Source organism: Streptomyces sp. NPDC001617 (genome assembly GCF_053596855.1).
In genome coordinates, this window is record NZ_JBSFHA010000086.1 from 12,945 (window position 1) to 31,964 (window position 19,020).

Consider the following 19,020-nt stretch of genomic DNA (forward strand, 5'->3'; position numbering starts at 1 on the left):
TCAAGTAGTACGGCAGTGCCAACCCGGTCGTCGCGGGAACTGTTCCCCCTGCTCAGGTCACGATCAGGTCATCTCAGGCGAGCGGAATCGTCACCTCGTCCTCGACCGGCGGCTCGATCTCCTGAGCACGGTTGCCGGTGGCCGCGAAACAGCGCAGCCGGACCGCCTCCGGAGTGACGTCCAGGCGCAGGAACTGCTTGAAGAACGGCGGGCTGTAGGTCGCCGAGCCCGGCGAGAACAACTGCGTGTAGATCTTGCGCACCGGGAGGCGGAAGCGGGAGGTGCGGTCGGGGCGCCCGCCGGCGCCCAGCAGACTGGCGACCAGGCGGACGCGACGGGTCACGCGCACCGGACCGCCCGGGGCGCGGGTCGGCTGGATGCCCAGGCGCTCGGCGATGACCGCCATGGCTTCGGCCTCGGTGAGGGTGAAGAAGCGGGGCAGGTGCAACCGGCGGCCGTACAGACGGCTGTAGAAGGCGAGAGAGTCACCGCGCAGCGGATAGCAGCGGAAGTCCTTCTCCGTGACGTTCGCGATGTCGACGCGAGGGATGGTGTGAGTGGCGTGCATGAAGGCCCCGCCGCCGCCCGAGACGACGTACTGGATCGTGCGACCGTCCACCTGGACCGGATAGCGCTGGTAGTTGTGGATGTCGCCGCCTATCGACGCCACGTAGTGGTGCTCTGGGTCGCGGACTATCTCGTCGACCGTGCCGCCGTCCCCTTCGATCGTGCAGGGATGGTGTTCGCCGTCCACGTACAGGGGCGAGCCGGTGAGCAGGATCTTCGGGCGGGGGCCCTTGGACACCTCGCGCAGCCAGGCGCCCTGTTCCGCGTCGATGGTGCCGAGCAGGCCGGTGTCGATGCCTATGAGACGCAGCGGTCCGGCGTCGATCGCCCAGTAGGGGCCGGGCTGGACGGCCTGTTGGGCCGAGGACGACCTCAACTTCCGTACCTCGTCCAGGTGCTGACCGTCCGTCGGACGCGGCCGGTGCCACAGGAGCGACCTCCACCAGGCCCCGGTGAGGGGGCGCGGCCTCGGCCCGGGAGGCAGCGGCGGTGTGTCCCCGCAGAAGACGCGCATGAACGCGCCGAGATCCTCGTACCAGTCATGGTTGCCCGGTATCGCGTATATCGGCGCCGGGTAGTCCTGGTAGGGCCGGAAGAACTTCGTGCCGTAGTCGTCCGCGCTGCCCACCGGATAGATGACGTCGCTGGTGACGACGGCGAAGTCGGTACCCTGACCGATCTTCAGAAAGCCCGGCACCACGGCGTATTGGGAGTCGTCGCCCTCGCCGGTGTCGCCGATGACCATGAAGGAGAAGCGGCCCGGATCGTCGCGCCGGATCACCTTGTCGGCCGGGGCGCCGGCCGCCTCTCGTTGTGCCACCCATCGGCTTCGGGTGTGGCCGGTCGGGTCCCCGAACCAGGAGGACAACACACCGTTGCGGGCGGCCCACAGCGTCTTCGGGTTGAACCAGGAGAGCTTCTCGACCTTGGCGGGCATCAGCTGCTTGTACTCGCCGGGTTCCGCAGAGCCCCAGCCGGCGCCTTCGGCGGTATCGCGTGAGGAGTCAGACACCGGTGCACCGTAACAACGTTGACTTCCTCCACCCTGCAGGGGGTGGACTGCTCCAAGGCGGTGTTCCATACGGCCCGGCAGATGTTCCCGAAATTCATGACCGAGCACCGCTCTCCCGAAAGGCCCCGCATGCCCGCCGACTTCATCGACCTCGTCAGCGATCCGGACCACCCCGGCGACCGGCTCCTGTTGGGGATCCGCCACTTCGACGAGCCCTTCCTGCTGACCCTCTCGCTCTCCCAGGGCCTGGGTTCCAGTGAGTTGTGGCTGGACCGGGGGAGGGCGGGCAAGGCGCGGCTCGCGGAGTTCCGGCGGGTCGGTGACCGGGTGCTGTTCGTCGTGCGGAACAAGCACTTCCTGACGTCCGGTGACCCTGCCGCCGTACGCGCCGGTGCGGAGTCCTTCCCGCTCTCCGTGGTGTGGAGCGGGCCGGTGCTGCGCGAGGAGGACGGCGCGGTGGTTGTGGACGCCACCGGGCTCGTGCTGGCCGATCACGATCGGGTGGCCGAGCATCTGCGCGAGAAGGGGCAGGGGGAGTACGCGGTCGACGAGGCCCGCAGTCTGCCGTTGGTCGCCGACAGCCGTACCGGGCCTGCCGCCACCCGGCTGCCCGCGCTGCTCACCTTCGGTGGACCGGGCCGAGGTGCGGCGGTTCGCGCGGTGGCCGCCGACCCGCGTGCCCTCACCGTCGTCCAGCAGCTCAACCTGGTCCGCCTGCCCGCCGACCCGATGCCGGTGCGGCGCTTCCACCCCAACTCCGGTGGCTTCGGCGTCGGTTACGCCGACCACGGCCACGTCGGTGTGCGCGACACGCAGGTGAAGGTGCAGCCGCGCTTCCGTGTCGGCCCGGACGGCACACCGATCGTGTTCCAGGTCGACCCGGCGATCCCGGAACCCTTCCGCTCGGCGGTGATCGAGGGCGGCAACTGGTGGCAGGAGGCCTTCGCGCTGATCGGCCTGCCGGACGCCTACCGGGTCGAGGCCGGCGGCGACGCCTTCGACCCGTACGAGGTGGGCGTCAACGGCGTGGTGTGGGTGCACCGTGCGGGCCGCGGCTGGTCCCTCGGGCAGGGCCTGACCGACCCGCGCACCGGCGAGATCCTGCATGCCCGGGTCCGCCTGGGCTCCCAGCGCGTCGAGCAGGTCCGTGCCCTCGGCGAGGCCCTGCTGGCCCCCTACGGCCGCCCCGACGAGGCCGAACGGCTCGCCGCTGTCGAGGAGTTGGTCCTCGCCCGGCTGCGCCACCTGGCCGCCCACGAGATCGGCCACGCCCTCGGCTTCATGCACAACTTCGCCAGTACGACCCACCCGAAGCCGTCCGTCATGGACTACCCCCACGCCCGCATCCATGTCACCGACGAGGGCGCCATCGATCTCTCCGCCGCGTACAGCACGGGTCTCGGGCCCTGGGACCACTTCCTCGTCGCCCATACATACGGGCACTTCGCCGACGAGGACAGCGCGCTCGCCCAACTGCGCGGCGAGGCCACCGGCGCGGGCCTGCACTTCGTCTCCGACGAGGACGCGCAGGGCCCGCACGCGGCCCACGCGGACGCCGTGACCTGGGTGACGGGCGGGGACGCGCGGCAGGCGCTGGAGACGATGCTGGAAGCCCGGCGCATCGCACTGGGCGGGTTCTCGCGCGGAGTCCTCCCGCCCGAGCGGCAGACAGGCGAACTGGAGGAGCGGCTCGCGCTGCTGCACCTCCTGCACCGGCACGAGGTGACCGCCGTGGCCCGACTGGTCGGCGGGGTCCGTTACGCCTACGGCCTCGCGGGCGACGAGGGCCGAGGCGTCGAGCCCGTCGACGCGGCCACCCAGCGCAACGCCCTGACCGGCCTGGCCCAGCTCCTGCGTGCGGAGCACCTCGCCCTGCCGGAAGCCGTGTTGAGCAGCCTCACGCCGCCCGCCATCCGCTACGCGCGCACCGACCAGTACCTCGACACCGACGCCGGGCGGCTCTTCGACCCCTTCAACGCGGTCCGGGTCGCCGTCACGCTGGTGACCGAACAGCTCCTGGAACCGGCCCGTCTCAACCGTATGGCCTGGCAGCACGCCGTCGATCCCGGTGCGCCCGGTGTCACCGAGGTGGTCGACACCCTGCTGACCGCGACCTGGCGCCGCACCGACCCGGTTCCGGCCGACCTGCCGGGCGGTGTGGCGGTTCAGTACACGGCTGCCTGGGCGCTGCTGAACCACCTGCTGACCGTTCTGGAGGACGGCACCCCGCACGCCGCCGTCCGTACGGCCCTGCGCAGCGCCCTGCGCCGGTTCGCCACGGAACTGAGGCAGGGCAACCACGACGGGCAGCGGGAGGCGGCGGACCTGATCAACGGCTTTCTGAGCGATCCCGGCTCGGTCCGGCTCGACCCGCTGCCGAGGGTGCCGCCGGGGGCGCCGAACTGAACACGACGTACGCCTTGAGTCAGGTACCCCTTCACCACTCCCGGGTGCCGGGCGGCGGCGCCCACTGCGGGGAGGGGTCCTGTCGTGAGCGCGCGGTGCGGACCGGGCCCGTGAAGATCGTGCCGGCGGGGCGCGCTGCCGGGTCCTCGGTTCCCTGGGCCGTGCGGGCCCGCCGGTTCGCCGCCGCCTGGTTCCACTCGCCGTCGCCGAGCACCAGGAGCGGGTCGAACATGACCACGACGCCGGCCAGCAGCAGGAAGACCGCCGGTCCCAGGAGCATGGGCAGCAGCAGGGAGGTGGGCGAGTCGCCCGCCCAGGCCGTGTTGCCCGAGCCGTGCACATGGACGCTGACGGCGGCCATCGCCGTGTAGTGCATGCCGGACACCGCCACGCCCATGACCAGGCTGGCTCCGAGACTCGTCAGGAAGCCCCGTACGGTGACCGCCGCCCACAGCGCGGCGGTCGCGGCGACGATCGCGATCACCACCGACAGGAGGACGGTGAGGGTGTCGTACTGGATGTCACCGTTCACCTTCATCGCCGCCATCCCGAGGTAGTGCATCGCGGCGACCCCGAGGCCGGTGATCACGCCGGCGACGCCCAGAGTGAACGTTCCGGCACCCCGGTAGCCGACGATGAACACACCGATGCCGACGACCAGGATCGCCACGGCGAGACTGAGCAGGGTGAGGGACGCGCTGTAACGGATCCCGCTCTGCTTGACCTGGAAGCCGAGCATGGCGACGAAGTGCATCGTCCAGATGCCGCAGCCGATCGACGCGGCGCCGAGCGCCAGCCAACCCGGCTTCCAGGAATCCTTGTTGATCAGGGACCGGACGATGCAGCGCAGTCCCAGAGCCCCACCCAGACAGGCCATCAGATAGGCCGCCACCGGGGTCACCGCGCCGTAGCGGAACCCGTCAACCGTGCCTTGCATGTGCCAACTCCCCCCAGAGTTTTGGCATTTGGTGAGGCAAGGTCTACGGGGTGGAGGTCGCGTAAAGCAAGGTATTACCGCCGGTACGTATTGAACTCTCGGTCAACAACGATTAACTCCGGTCACACATCGGCGAGTTCCGGCCATGAACTGCCGGTCCGGGGGAGTCGTCAGCCTTGTTGGACCGGCACGACCACCAACTCGGCGATGTTCACATGGGGCGGTGCCGAGACGGAGAAGGCGATCGCATCTGCGATGTCCTCGGCGGCCAGCGGACGCAGACCGGCCCGCATGCCGTCCAGGGCCGTCCGCATGCCGTCGTCCTGCATGTCCGCGCCCAACTCCGTGACCGTGACACCCGGTTCGACGTTCCTCACCCGGACGCCGCGGGGCCCGAGCTCGGCACGCAGGTTGCGGGTCAGGTGGGCGACCGCGGCCTTCGTGGCGCAGTACACCGACCAGTTGGGGTAGAGGGCGTGGCCCGCCACGGAGCCGACGTGGACCAGGTCGGCGGGATGCCCGCGGTCCGAGGCGGCGAGCAGGTCGTCGGTGAAAGCGCGCGCGGTGTGCAGCAGCCCGCGCAGATTGACGTCGATCATGCGGTCCCACTCGTCGGCCCGGGCGGCCTCGAAGGGGGCACCGAGCATGGCTCCGGCATTGGCGACGACCAGGTCGACAGGGCCGAGGGCGGACGTGACGGCGTGGGCGGCCGTGTCGAGGGCGGCGGGGTCGGTCAGGTCGACGGCGAGGGGCAGCACGCTCCCGCCGGTCTGCGGCCGCAACTGCTCGGCCAGTTCCGTCAGACGGTCCTCCCGGCGGCCGAGCAGGGCCACGGCCGCCCCGTCCGCGGCGAGCCGGCGGGCGGTGGCCGCGCCGATGCCGCTGGAGGCGCCGGTGACGACGGCGACCCGGCCGGTCAGGGGCCGGGAGGGGCGGCCGGTATCGGTGCTGGGCAGTGGGGTGCTGTTGGTGTCGACGGTGGGCAGTGCGGTGTTGTCGGTGACACGTTCGGAAGTCATGGCTTCGACCCTGCGGTGATCACGCCGTGGTGACCAGGCCGCCGCTCTCCGAGGAGAGCGGATCGTAGGAGTTCCACGGCCACCTTCCGCACTCCCGTCCCCGGCTCACCCCTGCCTAGGGTTGAGGGCATGGACAGCACGAACCCGCTCGGCGACTACCTGCGTGCCCGGCGCTCCCTGGTGCACCCCGAGGACTCGGGACTGCCCGTGACCGGCCGCCGCCGGGTGGCGGGCCTGCGCCGGGAAGAGGTCGCGATGCTGGCCGGGGTCAGCACCGACTACTACGTACGGCTGGAGCAGGGCCGTGAACGGCACCCCTCCGCCCAGGTCGTCGACGCGCTCGCCCGCGCCCTGCTCCTGGACCCGGAAGCGGCCGGCCATCTGCACCTGCTGGCCCGCCCGGTCCCGGAACGTACGGGTGCGCGCGGGCGCCCCCAACAGGTCAGTCCGGTGCTGCTGCGGATGATGGCGGACTGGCACCGCACGCCGGCCGTGGTCCTGGGACGCTGTATGACCGTGCTGGCCCACAACGCCCTGGGGCGCGCCCTGTTCGCCGGTCACACCTACAGCGACGACCTCATGCGGCTGGTGTTCCTCGACCCGGACGCCCGCGAGTTCTACCCGGACTGGAAACGGGTGGCGGTCAACACCGTGGGCGGCCTCCGCTCGGCGGCGGGCACCGACCACGACGACCCCGACCTGATCCGCACCGTGGGCGAACTGTCCCTGAAAAGCCCCGAGTTCCGCCGTCTGTGGGCCCGCCACGACATCCGCCAGAAGACCCACGAGACCAAACGCTTCCGACACCCCCTGGTCGGCGAACTGACCCTGGACTACGAGTCGTTGACCATCAACAGTGCCCCGGGCCAGCAACTGGTCGTCTACCGGGCGGCCTCCGGCAGCACCTCGGAACAGGCCCTCGCCCTGCTGGGCAGCCTGACCGCCGACACCGTCCACCCCGCACAACGAACGGAACAGGAGTTCCTGATGTCTGGCCCCAGACGTCCGTCTGGTGCCTCACCGGCTGCTCCACCGCCCTCGTCGCCGCCCACGGAGACCGCGCCCTGAACCTGCCCCGACGTCATCGACCCCGACCGGGTCCGAAAGGCCGTCGCACAGGCCGAGTCGGCCTTCGGCCACATCGACGTCCTCGTGGACAACGGGATACGGCTACCTCGCGACCGTCGAGGAAGGGGAGGACGACGAGATCCGCGCCCTCTTCGACACCAACGTCGTCGGCCTCGTCGACGTCACCCGGCCGTACTGCCCGGCATGCGCGCCCGCCGAGCCGGACACATCGTCAACGTCTCCTCGCTGGGCGGCCTTGCCGCGTTCGGGGCCACCGGCTACCACCACGCCACCAAGTTCCCCGTGGAGGGTCTCTCCGACTCCCTCGCCGCCGAGTGCGCCCCGCTGGGCATCAAGGTGACCATCGTCGAACCGGCCGCCTTCCGCACCAACCGGTCGGGCCTCTCCGCCCGCCCGCGCGGCCGAGGCGAACATCCGTGCCGTCCACTGCGAACAACCGCCCCTGCGGCTGCTGTTGGGCACGCTCGCCTTCGACGTCGTCGAGACCGGCTGGAGTCGCTCGGAGCCGCCGTGGACGCATGGCGGGACGTCATGCTGAGCGCCGACTACCCCGAGGAGCCGTTGCCGACCGCGTGACCGCGTCACCCCTCGCGGCTCAGGCTCGCCGACAGGTGATGCTGCAACGGCTGCCCGACCGCGGCGAGTTCATGGACGAAGGAGAGCGTGTCGCCGTCGGTCAGGGTGTACTGCCGGCGGGTGGCGTCGACCTGCTTGGCGGTGGGGGTGAGGGCCACCTGGTGCGTGGCGAGGTCGACCGTGGCCCCGTCCGCGCGGCCGACCGCGATCTCGGCGATGCCGGTGGGCTGAGTGATCAGCGCCTCCACCCGCCCGTCGGCCTGGAGCCGCCACCACCCGCTCTCCCGAGCCGCCGGCCGCAACGGCGAACCGTCCCCGTCCAGCAGCCACGCCCGCGCCTCGTACCGCAGAAACGGCCGCCCGTCGTGACTGAAGACGACCTCCTGGGCGTAGGAGAAGTCGCTGTCCAGCGTTGGATACTCCCCGCGCCCCCGGCCGTGCCACGTACCCAGAAGCCCGAGTACGGGCGCGAGCAGCACGTGCGGCTCAGGGGCCTCGCCCGGCTGTCGGCCATCGGGGTACGGGCATTCCAGTGCGGGGTCGAACACGGCTGAACTCCTCGGGTCGTACCGGCGGCGGACGCAAGCCTAGAGCAGGGCCGCGAGCCGGTCCGTGAGGAGGCGGTCGATCTCGGCGGGGCGTTCCTGCCGGATCCAGTGGCCGCAACCGTCCAGGAGAGGGGACACGACCAGTCCCGTAGCATGACGGGATACGTCTTGATCGCGTCGGCCGGCCACGTCGTGGAGGCGTCCAGAGGTGCCGCCGACGAACACAGGGGCAGGCCGGATCACGGGGGCTCCGCCGAAGACGGCGAGATCCTCCCAGTCGCGGTCCATGTTCCGGTAGCGGTTGAGCGCATCCGTCACGCCCGTCCGTTCGAACTCCCCGGCGCAGACGTCGAGCTGACCCGGCGCGGCACCATCACCGCGGTGGCCCAGGCCCTCGGCTACACCCCTGGCGGGGTCTCCCAGCAGATCGCCGCACTGGAGAAGGCCACCGGCATGGAACTGCTGCGGCGGGTGGGCCGGCGGGTCGAGCTGACCGGCGCCGGGAGGACGCCGGCCCGGCACGCCGAGCGGATCCTGTCCACGGAGGCCGAAGCCGTGGAGGCACTGGAGCGCAGCCGGGGCGAGGTCTCCGGAGTGCTGCGGGTCGGCCTGTTCGCCACGGCCGCCGCCGAGATCCTGCCGCTCGCCCTGCGACGCGTCCACGAGACCCATCCCGGGCTCGACGTGCACAGCCGCGACATGGACGTGGACGAGGTGTACGACGGTCGCCTCCGGCGCAGTGGACCTGGCGCTCGGCCTGGACTACCCCGACGTACCCATCCCCCAAGACCCCGCCCTGCGGGTGACGCAGCTGTACCGGGAGCGGTTCTCCCTCGCCGTGCCCACCGGTTCGATGGACGGCGTCGAAGAGATCTCCCTGACCGACACCCAGCACCTGCGCTGGATCCTGCCGTGGGCCGACAGCTACTACGGCCGCGCCGTGCGCACCGCCTGCCGGCGGGCGGGCGTCGAGCCCGACGTACGGCACGAGGTGATCGACACCGCGGCCACCCTGGCGCTGGTCGAGGCGGGCATCGGGGTGAGCACGGTGACGGATCTGATGCTCAGACTGCGCGCCTCGCGCTTCGACGTGGTGCGGCTGCGCGAGACGATCGAGCGGCACATCGTCGTGGTGTTCCGCTCCTCCGCGGAGCGCCGGCCGACAGTGGCGGCACTCATCGACGTGCTGCGAGCCGTGGCCGAATCCCGCCGTGACACCTCGGAGTAGCGGGGGTATCGCCGAGGTTTCGCTTGCTCTTCGGCGCGGGTGCACCAGATTTCCTTGCCCTCAGGGACGCACGCCCCGATCAACGGGAAGACGGCCGCCGGACTGGCGGCAACGACCTGCGGAGCGCCGCCAAGACCAGGAGCAATCCCGGCACAGCGCGACGACCGGGCAGGTTCGCGTGCGCGTCGACTCGGACATGGTCATGCCGATCGGTTGCGGGGCACCTCGGGTATCGGGCGGGAGAGGTGGGTGGTGAACCAGTCGCAGGCCAGTTGGGCGGCGGCGGTCAGGGTGCCGGGCTCGGTGAAGAGGTGTGTGGCGCCGGGGACGACGGCGAGCCGGTGCTCGCAGTGCAGCCGGTCGGCAGCGAGCCGGTTGAGGCTGAGTACCCGGGTGTCGCGGCTGCCGACGATGAGGAGGGTCGGGGCGCGTACCTGCTCCAGGGCCGTGGGCGTGGCCAGGTCGGGGCGGCCGCCACGGCAGACGATCGCGTGGATACCGGCGTCCGGCGCGGCGGCTGCCTCCAGCGCTGCGGCCGCGCCGGTGCTGGCGCCGAAGTAGCCCACGGGCAGGGCGGTTTCGTGACGCAGCCAGACAGCGGCGGCGTGCAGGCGCCGGGCGAGCAGGACGATGTCGAAGACGTTGGCGCGGTCGCGCTCCTCATCCTCGGTGAGCAGGTCGAGCAGCAGTGTGCCCAGACCGGCCCGGTTGAGGACATCGGCGACGTAGCGGTTGCGAGGGCTGTGCCGGCTGCTGCCGCTGCCGTGCGCGAATGCCACCATCGCCGGGGCGGAGTCGGGGAGCACGAGCCGTCCGCCCAGCCGCACACCGATGGCCGGTACCTGGACTTCCCGGTTCGGCAGTCGGTGCGAGGCGACTTGGGGCGGGGTGGCCGAGGCGGGGCGGGCGGCCCGGGCGAGCAGCGCAGTCACCTCGGCGTCGGAAGTCTGGGTGAAGTCGTGGTACCAGGCACCGACCGCGCCGAGGAAGTGGAGGGACTGCAGGCAGACCACGTCGTCGGCGACCTTCCGCAGGTGCGCGACCGTAGACGCCGGCCCCACGGGCACCGCGAGCACGATGCGGGCCGCGCCCTGGCGCCATACGACCTGACAGGCGGCCTCGGCGGTGGCGCCGGTGGCCAGCCCGTCGTCCACGATCACCACGGTCCGTCCCTCCACCGGAAAGGGCCTGCCGTCGGCGCGGTAGCGCAGCACACGGCGGTCGAGTTCGGCCCGCTCGGCCTGTTCCACCCTGTACTGCTCGGCGGGACTGAGTCCGGTCCGGTCGAGCACATCGTCGTTGAGGACACGTACCCCGTGCTCCCCGATGGCGCCGAAGCCCAGTTCCGGCTGCCAGGGCACGCCCAGCTTGCGCACCACCAGCACGTCCAGCGGTGCGTCGAGCCCCTGGGCCACCTCGTAGGCCACCGGCATCCCGCCGCGCGGCAGCCCGAGCACCACCACGTCCTCGCCGCGCAGGAACTCCAGGCGCCAGGCCAGTTGACGCCCGGCCGCCCGACGGTCGTCGAAACGCATGGCACACCGCCTCTCCGTCTCCTTTCATTGCAGAGCGTCGGCGGGGACGGCGGCAGGGGCGTTCGGCCCCGATTCGGGACCATCGGACCCTCCTGGGACGTCTCTGCCGGGATGAGTCTTCGTGTATCTGCACGCTGTGGCGTTTCCGGCTCAACGGTTGTGCTCAGGGGCCCCGACGTGGAGCGCTCCTCTTCTTCTCCGCCCTTCGGCGGTCTTCCGCCCCGTCGCCTGCGTGCCCTGTCGTGCCAGCTGCGGGCTGGCCACCGCCGCCCGCACGGAGTGGACCAACTGCTGCATGTCCGGCGACCTCGGCGCCACCCTCACGCACACCGGCGGGAACCTGGTGCCCTCAGGCCAGTACTGGGCGTACCGTGCCTATGCCAACCTGACCGGAACCCGGGTATCGACCACCGGCAGCGGCAACACGGCCATCACCGCGGCCGTGGACAGCAACAAGCGGCAGCTGGCGGCGCTGATCGGAGACTCCAGCGGCTTCGTCGGACAAGCGAACGTGTCCATCAGCGGATTCAGTTCGGATGCGTGGCTGACCTCCGGCAGCACCACCCACGTCGAGGTCGACCGGATCCCCGATGCCGCTTCACTGAACAGCCCGGAGACCGTCTACAGCGGCAACGTCACCGTCTCCAACGACTCCATCACCGTGCCCGTCACGCTCGGCGACGCCCACGGCTCGTACGTGATGCTCGTGACGCTGCCGAGCTCCGTGTCAGCGGACACCACCACGGACGACACCGTCACCTCCGGCACCGACCACTTCGGCTACGACAGCAAGTGGGGCACCGTCACCGGCGTGCCGGACCTGCATCAGGGCACCGCGCACTGGAGCAACACCACCGGCGGCACCGCCACCTACACCTTCACCGGCAGCGGCGCCACCATCTGGGGCGTCAAAGACCACGACCAAGGCATCGCGGCCTTCTCCGTCGACGGAGGCCCGGCAACCTACGCGAACGACTACGCCACCACCCGCACTCCCCAGGCACCGCTCTGGTCCAGCAGCGGCCTGGCTCCGGGCACGCACACCGTGACGATCAGCAACACCGGAACGAAGAACTCCTCCAGCTCCAACGACCCGTCGCGATCGACTACGCGACCGTCACCCCCAATATCACCACCATCGACGACGGCACCACGTCCGGCACCGACGCCTTCGCTTACGGCAGCAATTGGGGAACGGCGACCGGCGTCGGCGACCTCTACAGCGGCACCGCCCACTGGAACAACACGGGTGGATCGACCGCGACACTGACCTTCAACGGCACCGGCGCCGTCATCTACGGCGTCAAGGACCACGACCAGGGCATCGCCACCTACTCGGTCGACGGCGGCACAGCCCACAGCGTCGACGACTACAGCGCCACCCGGACCCCCGGAGCGAGCCTGTTCACCGTCTCGGGCCTGAACTCCGGAAGCCACAGCATCACGATCACGGTAACCGGAACCAAGAACAGCGCGAGCAGCAACGACACCATCGCACTGGACTCCGCGAGCATCTTCTGACACAGAACCAGCAAGACGCTCAGCCCTGGTCGGGGCCACCACACCGGCGGCCCCGACCAGCACCTCGGGCAAGGGTGGCGCCCAGGCGACATCGTCCTGACCGTCCCCGAGGCCGCTGTTACGAGACGGCGGGACCGAGGTGGTTGAAGACCAGCAGCAGCGGCGGGTGCGGCACATCCCCGGGCCGGCCGGGCGGCGCCGGGGCATCGCTCGACTGTGGTGCGCTGCTTGTAGGCCTCCCGCTTGAAGGCAGGCGGTCTGCCGCCCCCCGGTGTGGTCGGCCCCGCGCCGGCGGGGGATCCGAGTGGTCCGAGCCCGGAAGTTGACACTGGTAAGGCACTCCGCTGCTCACCAGTCCATGCGCTCCGACCTCGGCTCCGCAGCCTGGGCCGATGTGCTTTCTGGCCCTGCTCGGGCGTGGCAAGTACTGGTGCCGGGACGCCCAGCGGACACGCAGTGGACGGAAAGATCAGGAAGGACCAGGAAGCCCACGTGCGCCCCCGGCCGCGAGCAGGCTTGTGACCTGCGGAAACATGAATATCCAGACCGCTTCGGGAAGATCACGGCGAGGCGCAGACGCCACTGCGCCTCGCACCAGGCGGTGTCGACCTCCAGCGCGTCGGCGTCGGTCGCGGCCGGCGCGGTGCCGCCCTCGTCGTCGTTCGCCCAACCGTGGCCTGCCGGCCGGAGATCACGCCGCTGAGCGCCCCTGACGCCCGCATGCCCGGCGCTACCGCCGCACCGACGTCGGTGTCCCCCATGACGAGCGCGGTCAGCACCGTGTCCGTACCCACGACCGGTGATTCGCGCTTGACCGCGCCGCGCAGTGCCTCCACGAGCAGGTCCATGACGTCGGGCTCGAACTCCGTGGTGGCACCCGCCACGGGTGTGGCGTCGGCGTGTGCCCCGGTCGTCGATCGCTGATCCATCGAACGTTCCCCTCGGGATCGGGTGTTCTGCTGCGGTGGCTTGATGAGAACGACGCTGGGCGCGCGCCCCGGGACACCGCGTCGGCCGACCGTCCAGACTCCCGGTCCGGCCGGCCGGGCCTGGCGAGCCCGTAGTGACTTCATCGACGTCCTCACCCGGATCACCGCCATCCCCCACGCCCGGCAAGACGTGGCACCGGGGCTGCTGGACGAGCACGTACGGCGCCACGCTCAGGGGTCCGTCACCGAGAGACGTGTGACGCACCCGATCGAGGCCGCCCACTGCGCCGACGGGACGCGACCGCTCGCCGCGGGCTGCCACGCCGGCCGACGCCGCGATCTTGCGCGGCCCGTGACGGGGAACCCTCCTCGGAGGGAGGGGATGGACACAACGGAGGGGGATCAGTCCTTGACGGCGCCCGCGGTCACGCCCGCGGCCACGTAGCGTTGTGCGAGGACGAGCAGGACGGCTGCGGGGATGGAGGCGACGACGGCGGTGGCCATGATCGCGTTCCATTCCTGGTTGTTGTTGCCGATGTACTTGTAGATGCCGAGGGTGATCGGCCGCAGATCGCCGCCGCCATCCAGGGTGTTGGCGAAGACGAAGTCGGACCAGGCCCACAGGAAGCTGAAGAGCGACACGGTGACCAGCGCGTTGCGACTCATCGGCAGCACCACGGAGACGAAGGTCCGCCAGGTGGTCGCCCCGTCGATACGGGCCGCGGAGATCAGTTCGCCGGGGATGCCCGACATGAACGCCGTGAAGATCATGACGCCGAAGGGGACGGCGATGGTGGAGTCCGCGATGATCAGGCCCCACCAGAAGTTGAGCAGGCCGAGGTCGAGGAAGATGCCGTAGAAGCCCATCGCCATGACGATCCCGGGGACCATCTGAGCGACCAGCAGGGCGAGGCCGAGGGCTCCTCCGCCGAGCGGCCTGAGCTTGGCCAGCGCGAAGCCGGCCGGGGCGGCGAGGACGAGGGTCAGCACGACCGTGCCCAGGCCGATCAGCAGGCTGGTGCCCAGAAACGGCATCTGGTCGTCGAGGACCGCTTTGTAGCCCTCGAACGTGGGATGCAGCGGGAGCAGGTCGGGCGGGGACTTGCGCATGTCCTGCTGCGGGGTCAGGGACACGTTCAGCATCCAGTACACGGGGAACAGCATCACAGCGGTGACCAGGAGGCCGATGACGGTGTAAGTCCGGTTGCGGACACGGAGGTTCACGCTTCCTGCCTCCTCTGGACGCGGATGTAGAGCAGCCCGAAGAACAGGGCTATGAGGATGAGGATGTTTCCGACGGCGGCGCCGGGGCCGAACTTGGGCAGCAGGGTGCCGAAGCCGAGCTGGTAGGACCAGGTCGCCAGGGTCGAGGAGGCGTCGCCGGGACCGCCCTTGGTCATGATCCAGATCAGGTCGAACACCTTGAGGGTGTAGACGAGACCGAGCAGCAGGGTGATCGCGGAGACCGGGCGCAGCAGCGGGAAGGTGATCCGGCGGAACTGATGCCAGGCGCTCGCCCCGTCCATGGAGGCGGCCTCGTACAGCTCGCCCGGGATGTTCTGCAGGCCGCTGTAGAGGATGACGAGGTTGAACGGGATGCCGATCCAGATGTTCGCGATGATGACCGAGGGCAGCGCCCAGTCCGGTGAGTTGAGCCAGTCCACCGGGGATACGCCGACGACACCGAGGGCGTAGTTGATGACACCGGACTCGCTGTTGAACATCCACGACCAGGTCGACGCCGACACGATCAGCGGCAGCAGCCACGGGATCAGGAACAGCGCGCGCAGGGTGGGCGCGAGCCGGAAGTGCCGGTTGAAGAAGACCGCGAGGGCGAGCCCGGCCATGTACTGGAAGGCGATCGACACGAACGTGAAGACCAGAGTATGAAGGATCGCCGGGTCGAACGTGGGATCGTTCAGGACGGTCTTGAAGTTGTCCAGCCCGGAGAACGGCGCATCACCCGCGACGAACGACCGCACGGTGTAGTCGCGAAGGCTCAGGTCGAGGTTACGGTAGAGCGGATAGACGTAGAAGGCGGCCAGGTAGACGACCAGCGGCGTGAGGAACGCCAGTGCGGTCAGCCGGCTCTTGCGGTTCTTGCGGCGCCGGCGGCGCACCGACACCTCCGTCGGATCCGCGGTGCCGGTCACCCCGGGCCCGGCCGGGGACCGCTGTGCGCGGCGGTCAACGCGGGCGATGCTCATGGGAACTCCTGAATGCGGGTGGCCTGCCCGGGGCGGTGGCGGGGTCCGGTCGGTCACGGATGCCCTGCGGGCGCCGGCCCGAGAATCCCGGGCAGGCCACGGGGGAGGGTGCCGGGTGTCAGCTGGTGCCCTTGCCGGCGGCCTTCTGCGCGGCGTCCAGCGCGTCCTGCGGGCTCTTGCTGCCGGACAGGGCGCCCTGGACGGCGGTCCACATCGGCTGCGAGATGGTCGGGTACTTGGTGCCGAGGCCACCGCTGGTACGGCCCCGGGCCGCGGCCACCGCCGCCACCCACGGCTTGAGCTCCGGGTTCTGCTTCACCTGCTGGGCCTGCACCGCCGCGGTCGGGGCGACGTACTGCAGGGTCGTGTCCGTGGACAGCAGGTTGGCCGAGCTGGTCAGACAGGTGACGATCTTCTTGGTGACGTCGTAGCGCCCGGTGTCCTTCTGCACGGGTACGGTGACGAACTCGCCGCCGGTCGGCACCGGCGCCGAACCGCCGTTCTGCCCGGGGATGCTGATGACGCCGTACCCGAAGCCGGCCTTGTCGGCGTTGCCGAGCTGCCAGGTGCCGTTCTCGCTGAAGGCGTAGTCCCCGGTGGCGAACTCCTGCCAGCTGGTGGTCTGGGTGTTCTGCAGGACGTCCTTGGGCGCGTACCCGGCGTCCACCCACTGCTTCCACAGGGTCAGCGCGGCGACTCCCTTGGCGGAGTTGAGCTTGGTGAGGTCGCCGCCCGCGCCCCAGAACCAGGGCAGGAACTGGAAGCTGCCCTCCTCGGTGTTGATCGCGGAGAAGGTGATGCCCTTCTTGCCGGCCGCCTTGACCTTCTTCAGCGCGGCCGTGAGCGAGGCCCAGTCCTTGATGGAGGCCGCGTCGACACCGGCGGCGGACAGCACCTTCTTGTTGTAGTAGAGGGCGAGGGTGTTGGCGCCGATCGGCACGCCGTAGGAGGCGTTGTCGATGGTGCCCGCGCCGAGGATGTTCTCCTGGATCGACTTCGTGTCCAGGCCGAGGTCGCCGGTCTTGTTGAGGATCCCGGCCTCCACCAGCGTGGAGACGACCGGGTTGTCGACCATCATCACGTCCGGCGCGTTGCCCTGCTGGGCGGCCAGCAGCGCCTTGTTGCCCAGGTCCGTCGTGTCGTACGCGGTCCGCTTGATCTTGACGCCGGAGTCGGTGCCGCACTTCGTGACGAGCTTGCCCCACGCCGATGTGGCGTCGAACTGCGGGTACGGGTCCCAGAAGGTGTACGTCCCGCCGGCGCTGCCGGACCCGGAGGCGGAGGAGTCGGAACCGCCGCCGCAGGCCGCGACGGAGGTGAGCGCGCCGATGGCGGCGATGGCGGCGATCAGGGTGCGGCGGGATTTTCTCACGGTGACCTCGTTGTCTCGGGTTGGAACTCGGGAGAGGGGGCGGGGAGGGAACTGCGGTGGGGGCTCAGGTGGTGGGTAGCCAGACGCGCATGCTGCCGTCCTGGCGGTTGGCCCACGCGTAGTAGGGGATCGCGGTCAGTTCGAGGAGAACGCCGGCCGGTGCCGCGTCGGCGCTCTCCGCGCCGCGGTACGGCCACCAGCCGGCGTCCGGGATGTGCCGGCGGTGTCCGGCGGCCACCACGGTGGTGACGCCGCCGAGCAGGTCCGGGCGGTGCTTCACGGCCAGCGGACGGGTGGGATCGAGGACGACGTCGTCCAGTCCGCCGCCGGGGTGGTCGACCTGCTCCAGGCAGTAGACGAGCGGGCCGCGCTCGATCGCCACGCAGCCGCGCACGGCGTCCACGCGCGGGTCGGCGGCGGTCAGCCGCGGCTCCAGGCCGAGCTCGAGGACGACCTGGTCGCCGGCCGCCCAGGTCCGCTCCAGCCGAAGCCAGCCGTCGGCGACGGGCGCGTCGCTCTGGTCGAACACCGTCTCCCCCACCCGGACCTGGAAGGTGCGGCACCACTGCGGGACGCGCAGCGAGAGGGTCCAGGGCCGGTCGGCCGGGGTCTCCTCGACGGTCAGGCCGATCGTGCCCTGCCAGGGGTAGTCGGTCTCGACGGTCACCGTTACGGGCGTTCCGTCGAGGTCGCCGGTGTAGCGCCCGGTGGCGTACTGGTGGATCTGCAGGCCGTGTTCGTCGCTCGACGCCAGGTAGTGCTCCAGGGAGGCCAGCAGCCGCATCACGTTGGGCGGGCAGCAGGCGCAGCGGAACCAGCGGGTGCGGCGGGCCGACTGGTCGCCGCCGGGGTCGGTGTGGCCGTCGCGGACCTGGAGCGGGTTGACGTACAGCCAGCGCTCGCCGTCCAGCGAGACACCGGCCAGGAAGGCGTTGAACAGGGTGCGCTCGATCAGGTCGGAGTAGCGGGCCTCGCCGGTCAGCAGGGCCATCCGCCAGCTCCACTGCACCGAGGCGATGGCGGCGCAGGTCTCGCAGTAGGCGCGCTCGTTGGGCAGCTCGTAGGGGTCGCCGAAGTCCTCCTCGTCGTGGTGCGCGCCCAGCCCACCGGTCAGATGCGTCTTCGTGGTGGTCATGGCCTGCCACAACCGCTCGCCGGCGGCGCGCAGTTCGGCGTCCCCGGTCTCGGTGGCCAGGTCGGTGGCGGCCGCAAGCAGGTACAGCTGCCGTACCGCGTGGCCCTCGACGTTCGTCGCCTCGCGCAGCGGGACGCGGTCCTGGCAGTACGCCTCGCCGCCCAGCAGGCCGTGGCCGAAACGGTCGACGAAGTAGCGGGCCAGGTCCAGGTAGCGGCGCTCGCCGGTCTCCCGGTACAGCTCCACCAGGGCGGTCTCCACCTCGGGGTGGCCGTCGATGCCATCGATCTCCTTGCCGCTGCCTGGCAGGCCGAAGACGGAGTCGATGTGGTCGGCGAACTTCACGGCCACGTCGAGGAGTTCGGTGCGCCCGGTGGCCCGGTGGTGGGCCACCGCGGCCTGGATCAGGTGCCCCGCGCAGTACAGCTCGTGGCCCCAGCGCAGATCCTTGTAGCGCTCGCCGCCCTTGAGCAGCTGGAACCACGTGTTCAGGTAGCCGTCGGGCTGCTGGGCGGCCGCGACCAGGCCGACGATCCGCGCCACGTCGGCGGCGAGGGAGTCCTCGGCACCCTGGGCGAGCTGCCAGGAGGCCGCCTCCAGCCACTTGTACACGTCCGAGTCGACGAACGGGTACGCGCCCTGGAACTCGCCCTCGGCCGTACCGGCCACCACCCGCAGGTTCTGCAGGTTCCCCGCGGACTCCAGCAGGCCGGGGCCCTGTGGGATGGAGGTACGCGCGTTCACCTCGCGGCGGGTGTCCCAGAAGCCGGCGCGCACCTCGACGCCGGCAGGGGTCAGCGCGGCCTTGGTGCCCGGTCCGCGGCGGACCGGGCCCACGGGGGTGGCTTCTTGCCCGGACGAGGACGGGGTGGAGGCTGCGGCGGGACGGGGGCGGGACATGGCTCTCCGGACAGGTAAGGGGAAGCGGGCGGGGCCGGC

General features: G+C 70.7%; 15 protein-coding genes and 2 pseudogenes. 6 read left to right on the top strand and 11 right to left on the bottom strand.

Annotated elements, in window-relative coordinates:
- Positions 1-73: 73 nt before the first annotated feature.
- Positions 74-1,579, bottom strand: coding sequence for a metallophosphoesterase family protein (locus ACWC09_RS41965; protein ID WP_450856307.1), 1,506 nt, complete (start codon positions 1,577-1,579; stop codon positions 74-76).
- 18 nt (positions 1,580-1,597) lie between these two features.
- Here ACWC09_RS41965 and ACWC09_RS41970 point away from each other — a divergent pair, with 18 nt between their 5' ends.
- Positions 1,598-3,985: a zinc-dependent metalloprotease gene (locus tag ACWC09_RS41970; RefSeq protein WP_450856308.1), complete on the top strand. Its 2,388-nt coding sequence runs from the start codon at positions 1,598-1,600 to the stop codon at positions 3,983-3,985.
- Positions 3,986-4,016: 31 nt separating this feature from the next.
- Here ACWC09_RS41970 and ACWC09_RS41975 read toward each other — a convergent pair whose 3' ends face one another.
- On the bottom strand, positions 4,017-4,922 hold the full coding sequence (locus ACWC09_RS41975) for an MHYT domain-containing protein (RefSeq protein ID WP_450856309.1): 906 nt from the start codon (positions 4,920-4,922) through the stop codon (positions 4,017-4,019).
- Positions 4,923-5,092: 170 nt separating this feature from the next.
- Positions 5,093-5,941: an SDR family oxidoreductase gene (locus ACWC09_RS41980; protein WP_450856310.1), complete on the bottom strand. Its 849-nt coding sequence runs from the start codon at positions 5,939-5,941 to the stop codon at positions 5,093-5,095.
- A 129-nt stretch (positions 5,942-6,070) separates the two neighbouring features.
- Between ACWC09_RS41980 and ACWC09_RS41985 the strand changes: the two genes are divergently transcribed.
- Both ACWC09_RS41985 and ACWC09_RS41990 read left to right on the top strand, forming a co-directional pair.
- The gene (locus tag ACWC09_RS41985; RefSeq protein WP_450856311.1) at positions 6,071-7,009 is read left to right on the top strand and encodes a helix-turn-helix domain-containing protein; all 939 of its coding nucleotides are present in this window, start codon (positions 6,071-6,073) and stop codon (positions 7,007-7,009) included.
- Between the two features lie 204 nt (positions 7,010-7,213).
- On the top strand, positions 7,214-7,606 hold the full coding sequence (locus tag ACWC09_RS41990) for an SDR family NAD(P)-dependent oxidoreductase (protein WP_450856312.1): 393 nt from the start codon (positions 7,214-7,216) through the stop codon (positions 7,604-7,606).
- A gap of 5 nt (positions 7,607-7,611) precedes the next feature.
- On the opposite strand, the gene ACWC09_RS41995 is transcribed toward ACWC09_RS41990, so the two are convergent.
- Positions 7,612-8,154: an FABP family protein gene (locus ACWC09_RS41995; RefSeq protein ID WP_450856313.1), complete on the bottom strand. Its 543-nt coding sequence runs from the start codon at positions 8,152-8,154 to the stop codon at positions 7,612-7,614.
- 39 nt (positions 8,155-8,193) lie between these two features.
- Positions 8,194-8,508 (bottom strand): annotated as a pseudogene (locus ACWC09_RS42000) (alpha/beta hydrolase); the annotation flags it as partial.
- 27 nt (positions 8,509-8,535) lie between these two features.
- Here ACWC09_RS42000 and ACWC09_RS42005 point away from each other — a divergent pair.
- Both ACWC09_RS42005 and ACWC09_RS42010 read left to right on the top strand, forming a co-directional pair.
- Positions 8,536-8,601: pseudogene (locus ACWC09_RS42005) on the top strand (hypothetical protein); the annotation flags it as partial.
- 292 nt (positions 8,602-8,893) lie between these two features.
- Positions 8,894-9,382 carry a LysR substrate-binding domain-containing protein gene (locus tag ACWC09_RS42010; protein ID WP_450856314.1) on the top strand — a complete coding sequence of 163 codons (489 nt, stop codon included), beginning with the start codon at positions 8,894-8,896 and terminating at the stop codon, positions 9,380-9,382.
- A 200-nt stretch (positions 9,383-9,582) separates the two neighbouring features.
- On the opposite strand, the gene ACWC09_RS42015 is transcribed toward ACWC09_RS42010, so the two are convergent.
- Positions 9,583-10,917 carry a phosphoribosyltransferase family protein gene (locus ACWC09_RS42015; protein ID WP_450856315.1) on the bottom strand — a complete coding sequence of 445 codons (1,335 nt, stop codon included), beginning with the start codon at positions 10,915-10,917 and terminating at the stop codon, positions 9,583-9,585.
- Between the two features lie 232 nt (positions 10,918-11,149).
- On the opposite strand from ACWC09_RS42015, the gene ACWC09_RS42020 reads away from it, so the two are divergent.
- The gene (locus tag ACWC09_RS42020; RefSeq protein ID WP_450856316.1) at positions 11,150-12,187 is read left to right on the top strand and encodes a hypothetical protein; all 1,038 of its coding nucleotides are present in this window, start codon (positions 11,150-11,152) and stop codon (positions 12,185-12,187) included.
- An 811-nt stretch (positions 12,188-12,998) separates the two neighbouring features.
- Here the strand turns inward: ACWC09_RS42020 and ACWC09_RS42025 are convergent.
- The 5 genes from ACWC09_RS42025 to ACWC09_RS42045 all read right to left on the bottom strand — a co-directional run bounded on the left by ACWC09_RS42025 (position 12,999) and on the right by ACWC09_RS42045 (position 18,981).
- Complete coding sequence (locus ACWC09_RS42025) at positions 12,999-13,367, bottom strand: hypothetical protein (RefSeq protein ID WP_450856317.1); 369 nt, start codon at positions 13,365-13,367, stop codon at positions 12,999-13,001.
- Between the two features lie 402 nt (positions 13,368-13,769).
- Complete coding sequence (locus ACWC09_RS42030) at positions 13,770-14,531, bottom strand: carbohydrate ABC transporter permease (protein WP_450856329.1); 762 nt, start codon at positions 14,529-14,531, stop codon at positions 13,770-13,772.
- A gap of 56 nt (positions 14,532-14,587) precedes the next feature.
- Positions 14,588-15,574: a carbohydrate ABC transporter permease gene (locus tag ACWC09_RS42035; RefSeq protein ID WP_450856318.1), complete on the bottom strand. Its 987-nt coding sequence runs from the start codon at positions 15,572-15,574 to the stop codon at positions 14,588-14,590.
- Between the two features lie 118 nt (positions 15,575-15,692).
- Positions 15,693-16,946 (bottom strand): sugar ABC transporter substrate-binding protein, encoded by a 1,254-nt coding sequence (locus ACWC09_RS42040; RefSeq protein WP_450856319.1) that lies wholly within the window; start codon positions 16,944-16,946, stop codon positions 15,693-15,695.
- Between the two features lie 64 nt (positions 16,947-17,010).
- On the bottom strand, positions 17,011-18,981 hold the full coding sequence (locus ACWC09_RS42045; protein ID WP_450856320.1) for a glycoside hydrolase family 127 protein: 1,971 nt from the start codon (positions 18,979-18,981) through the stop codon (positions 17,011-17,013).
- Between the last annotated feature and the right edge of the window lie 39 nt (positions 18,982-19,020).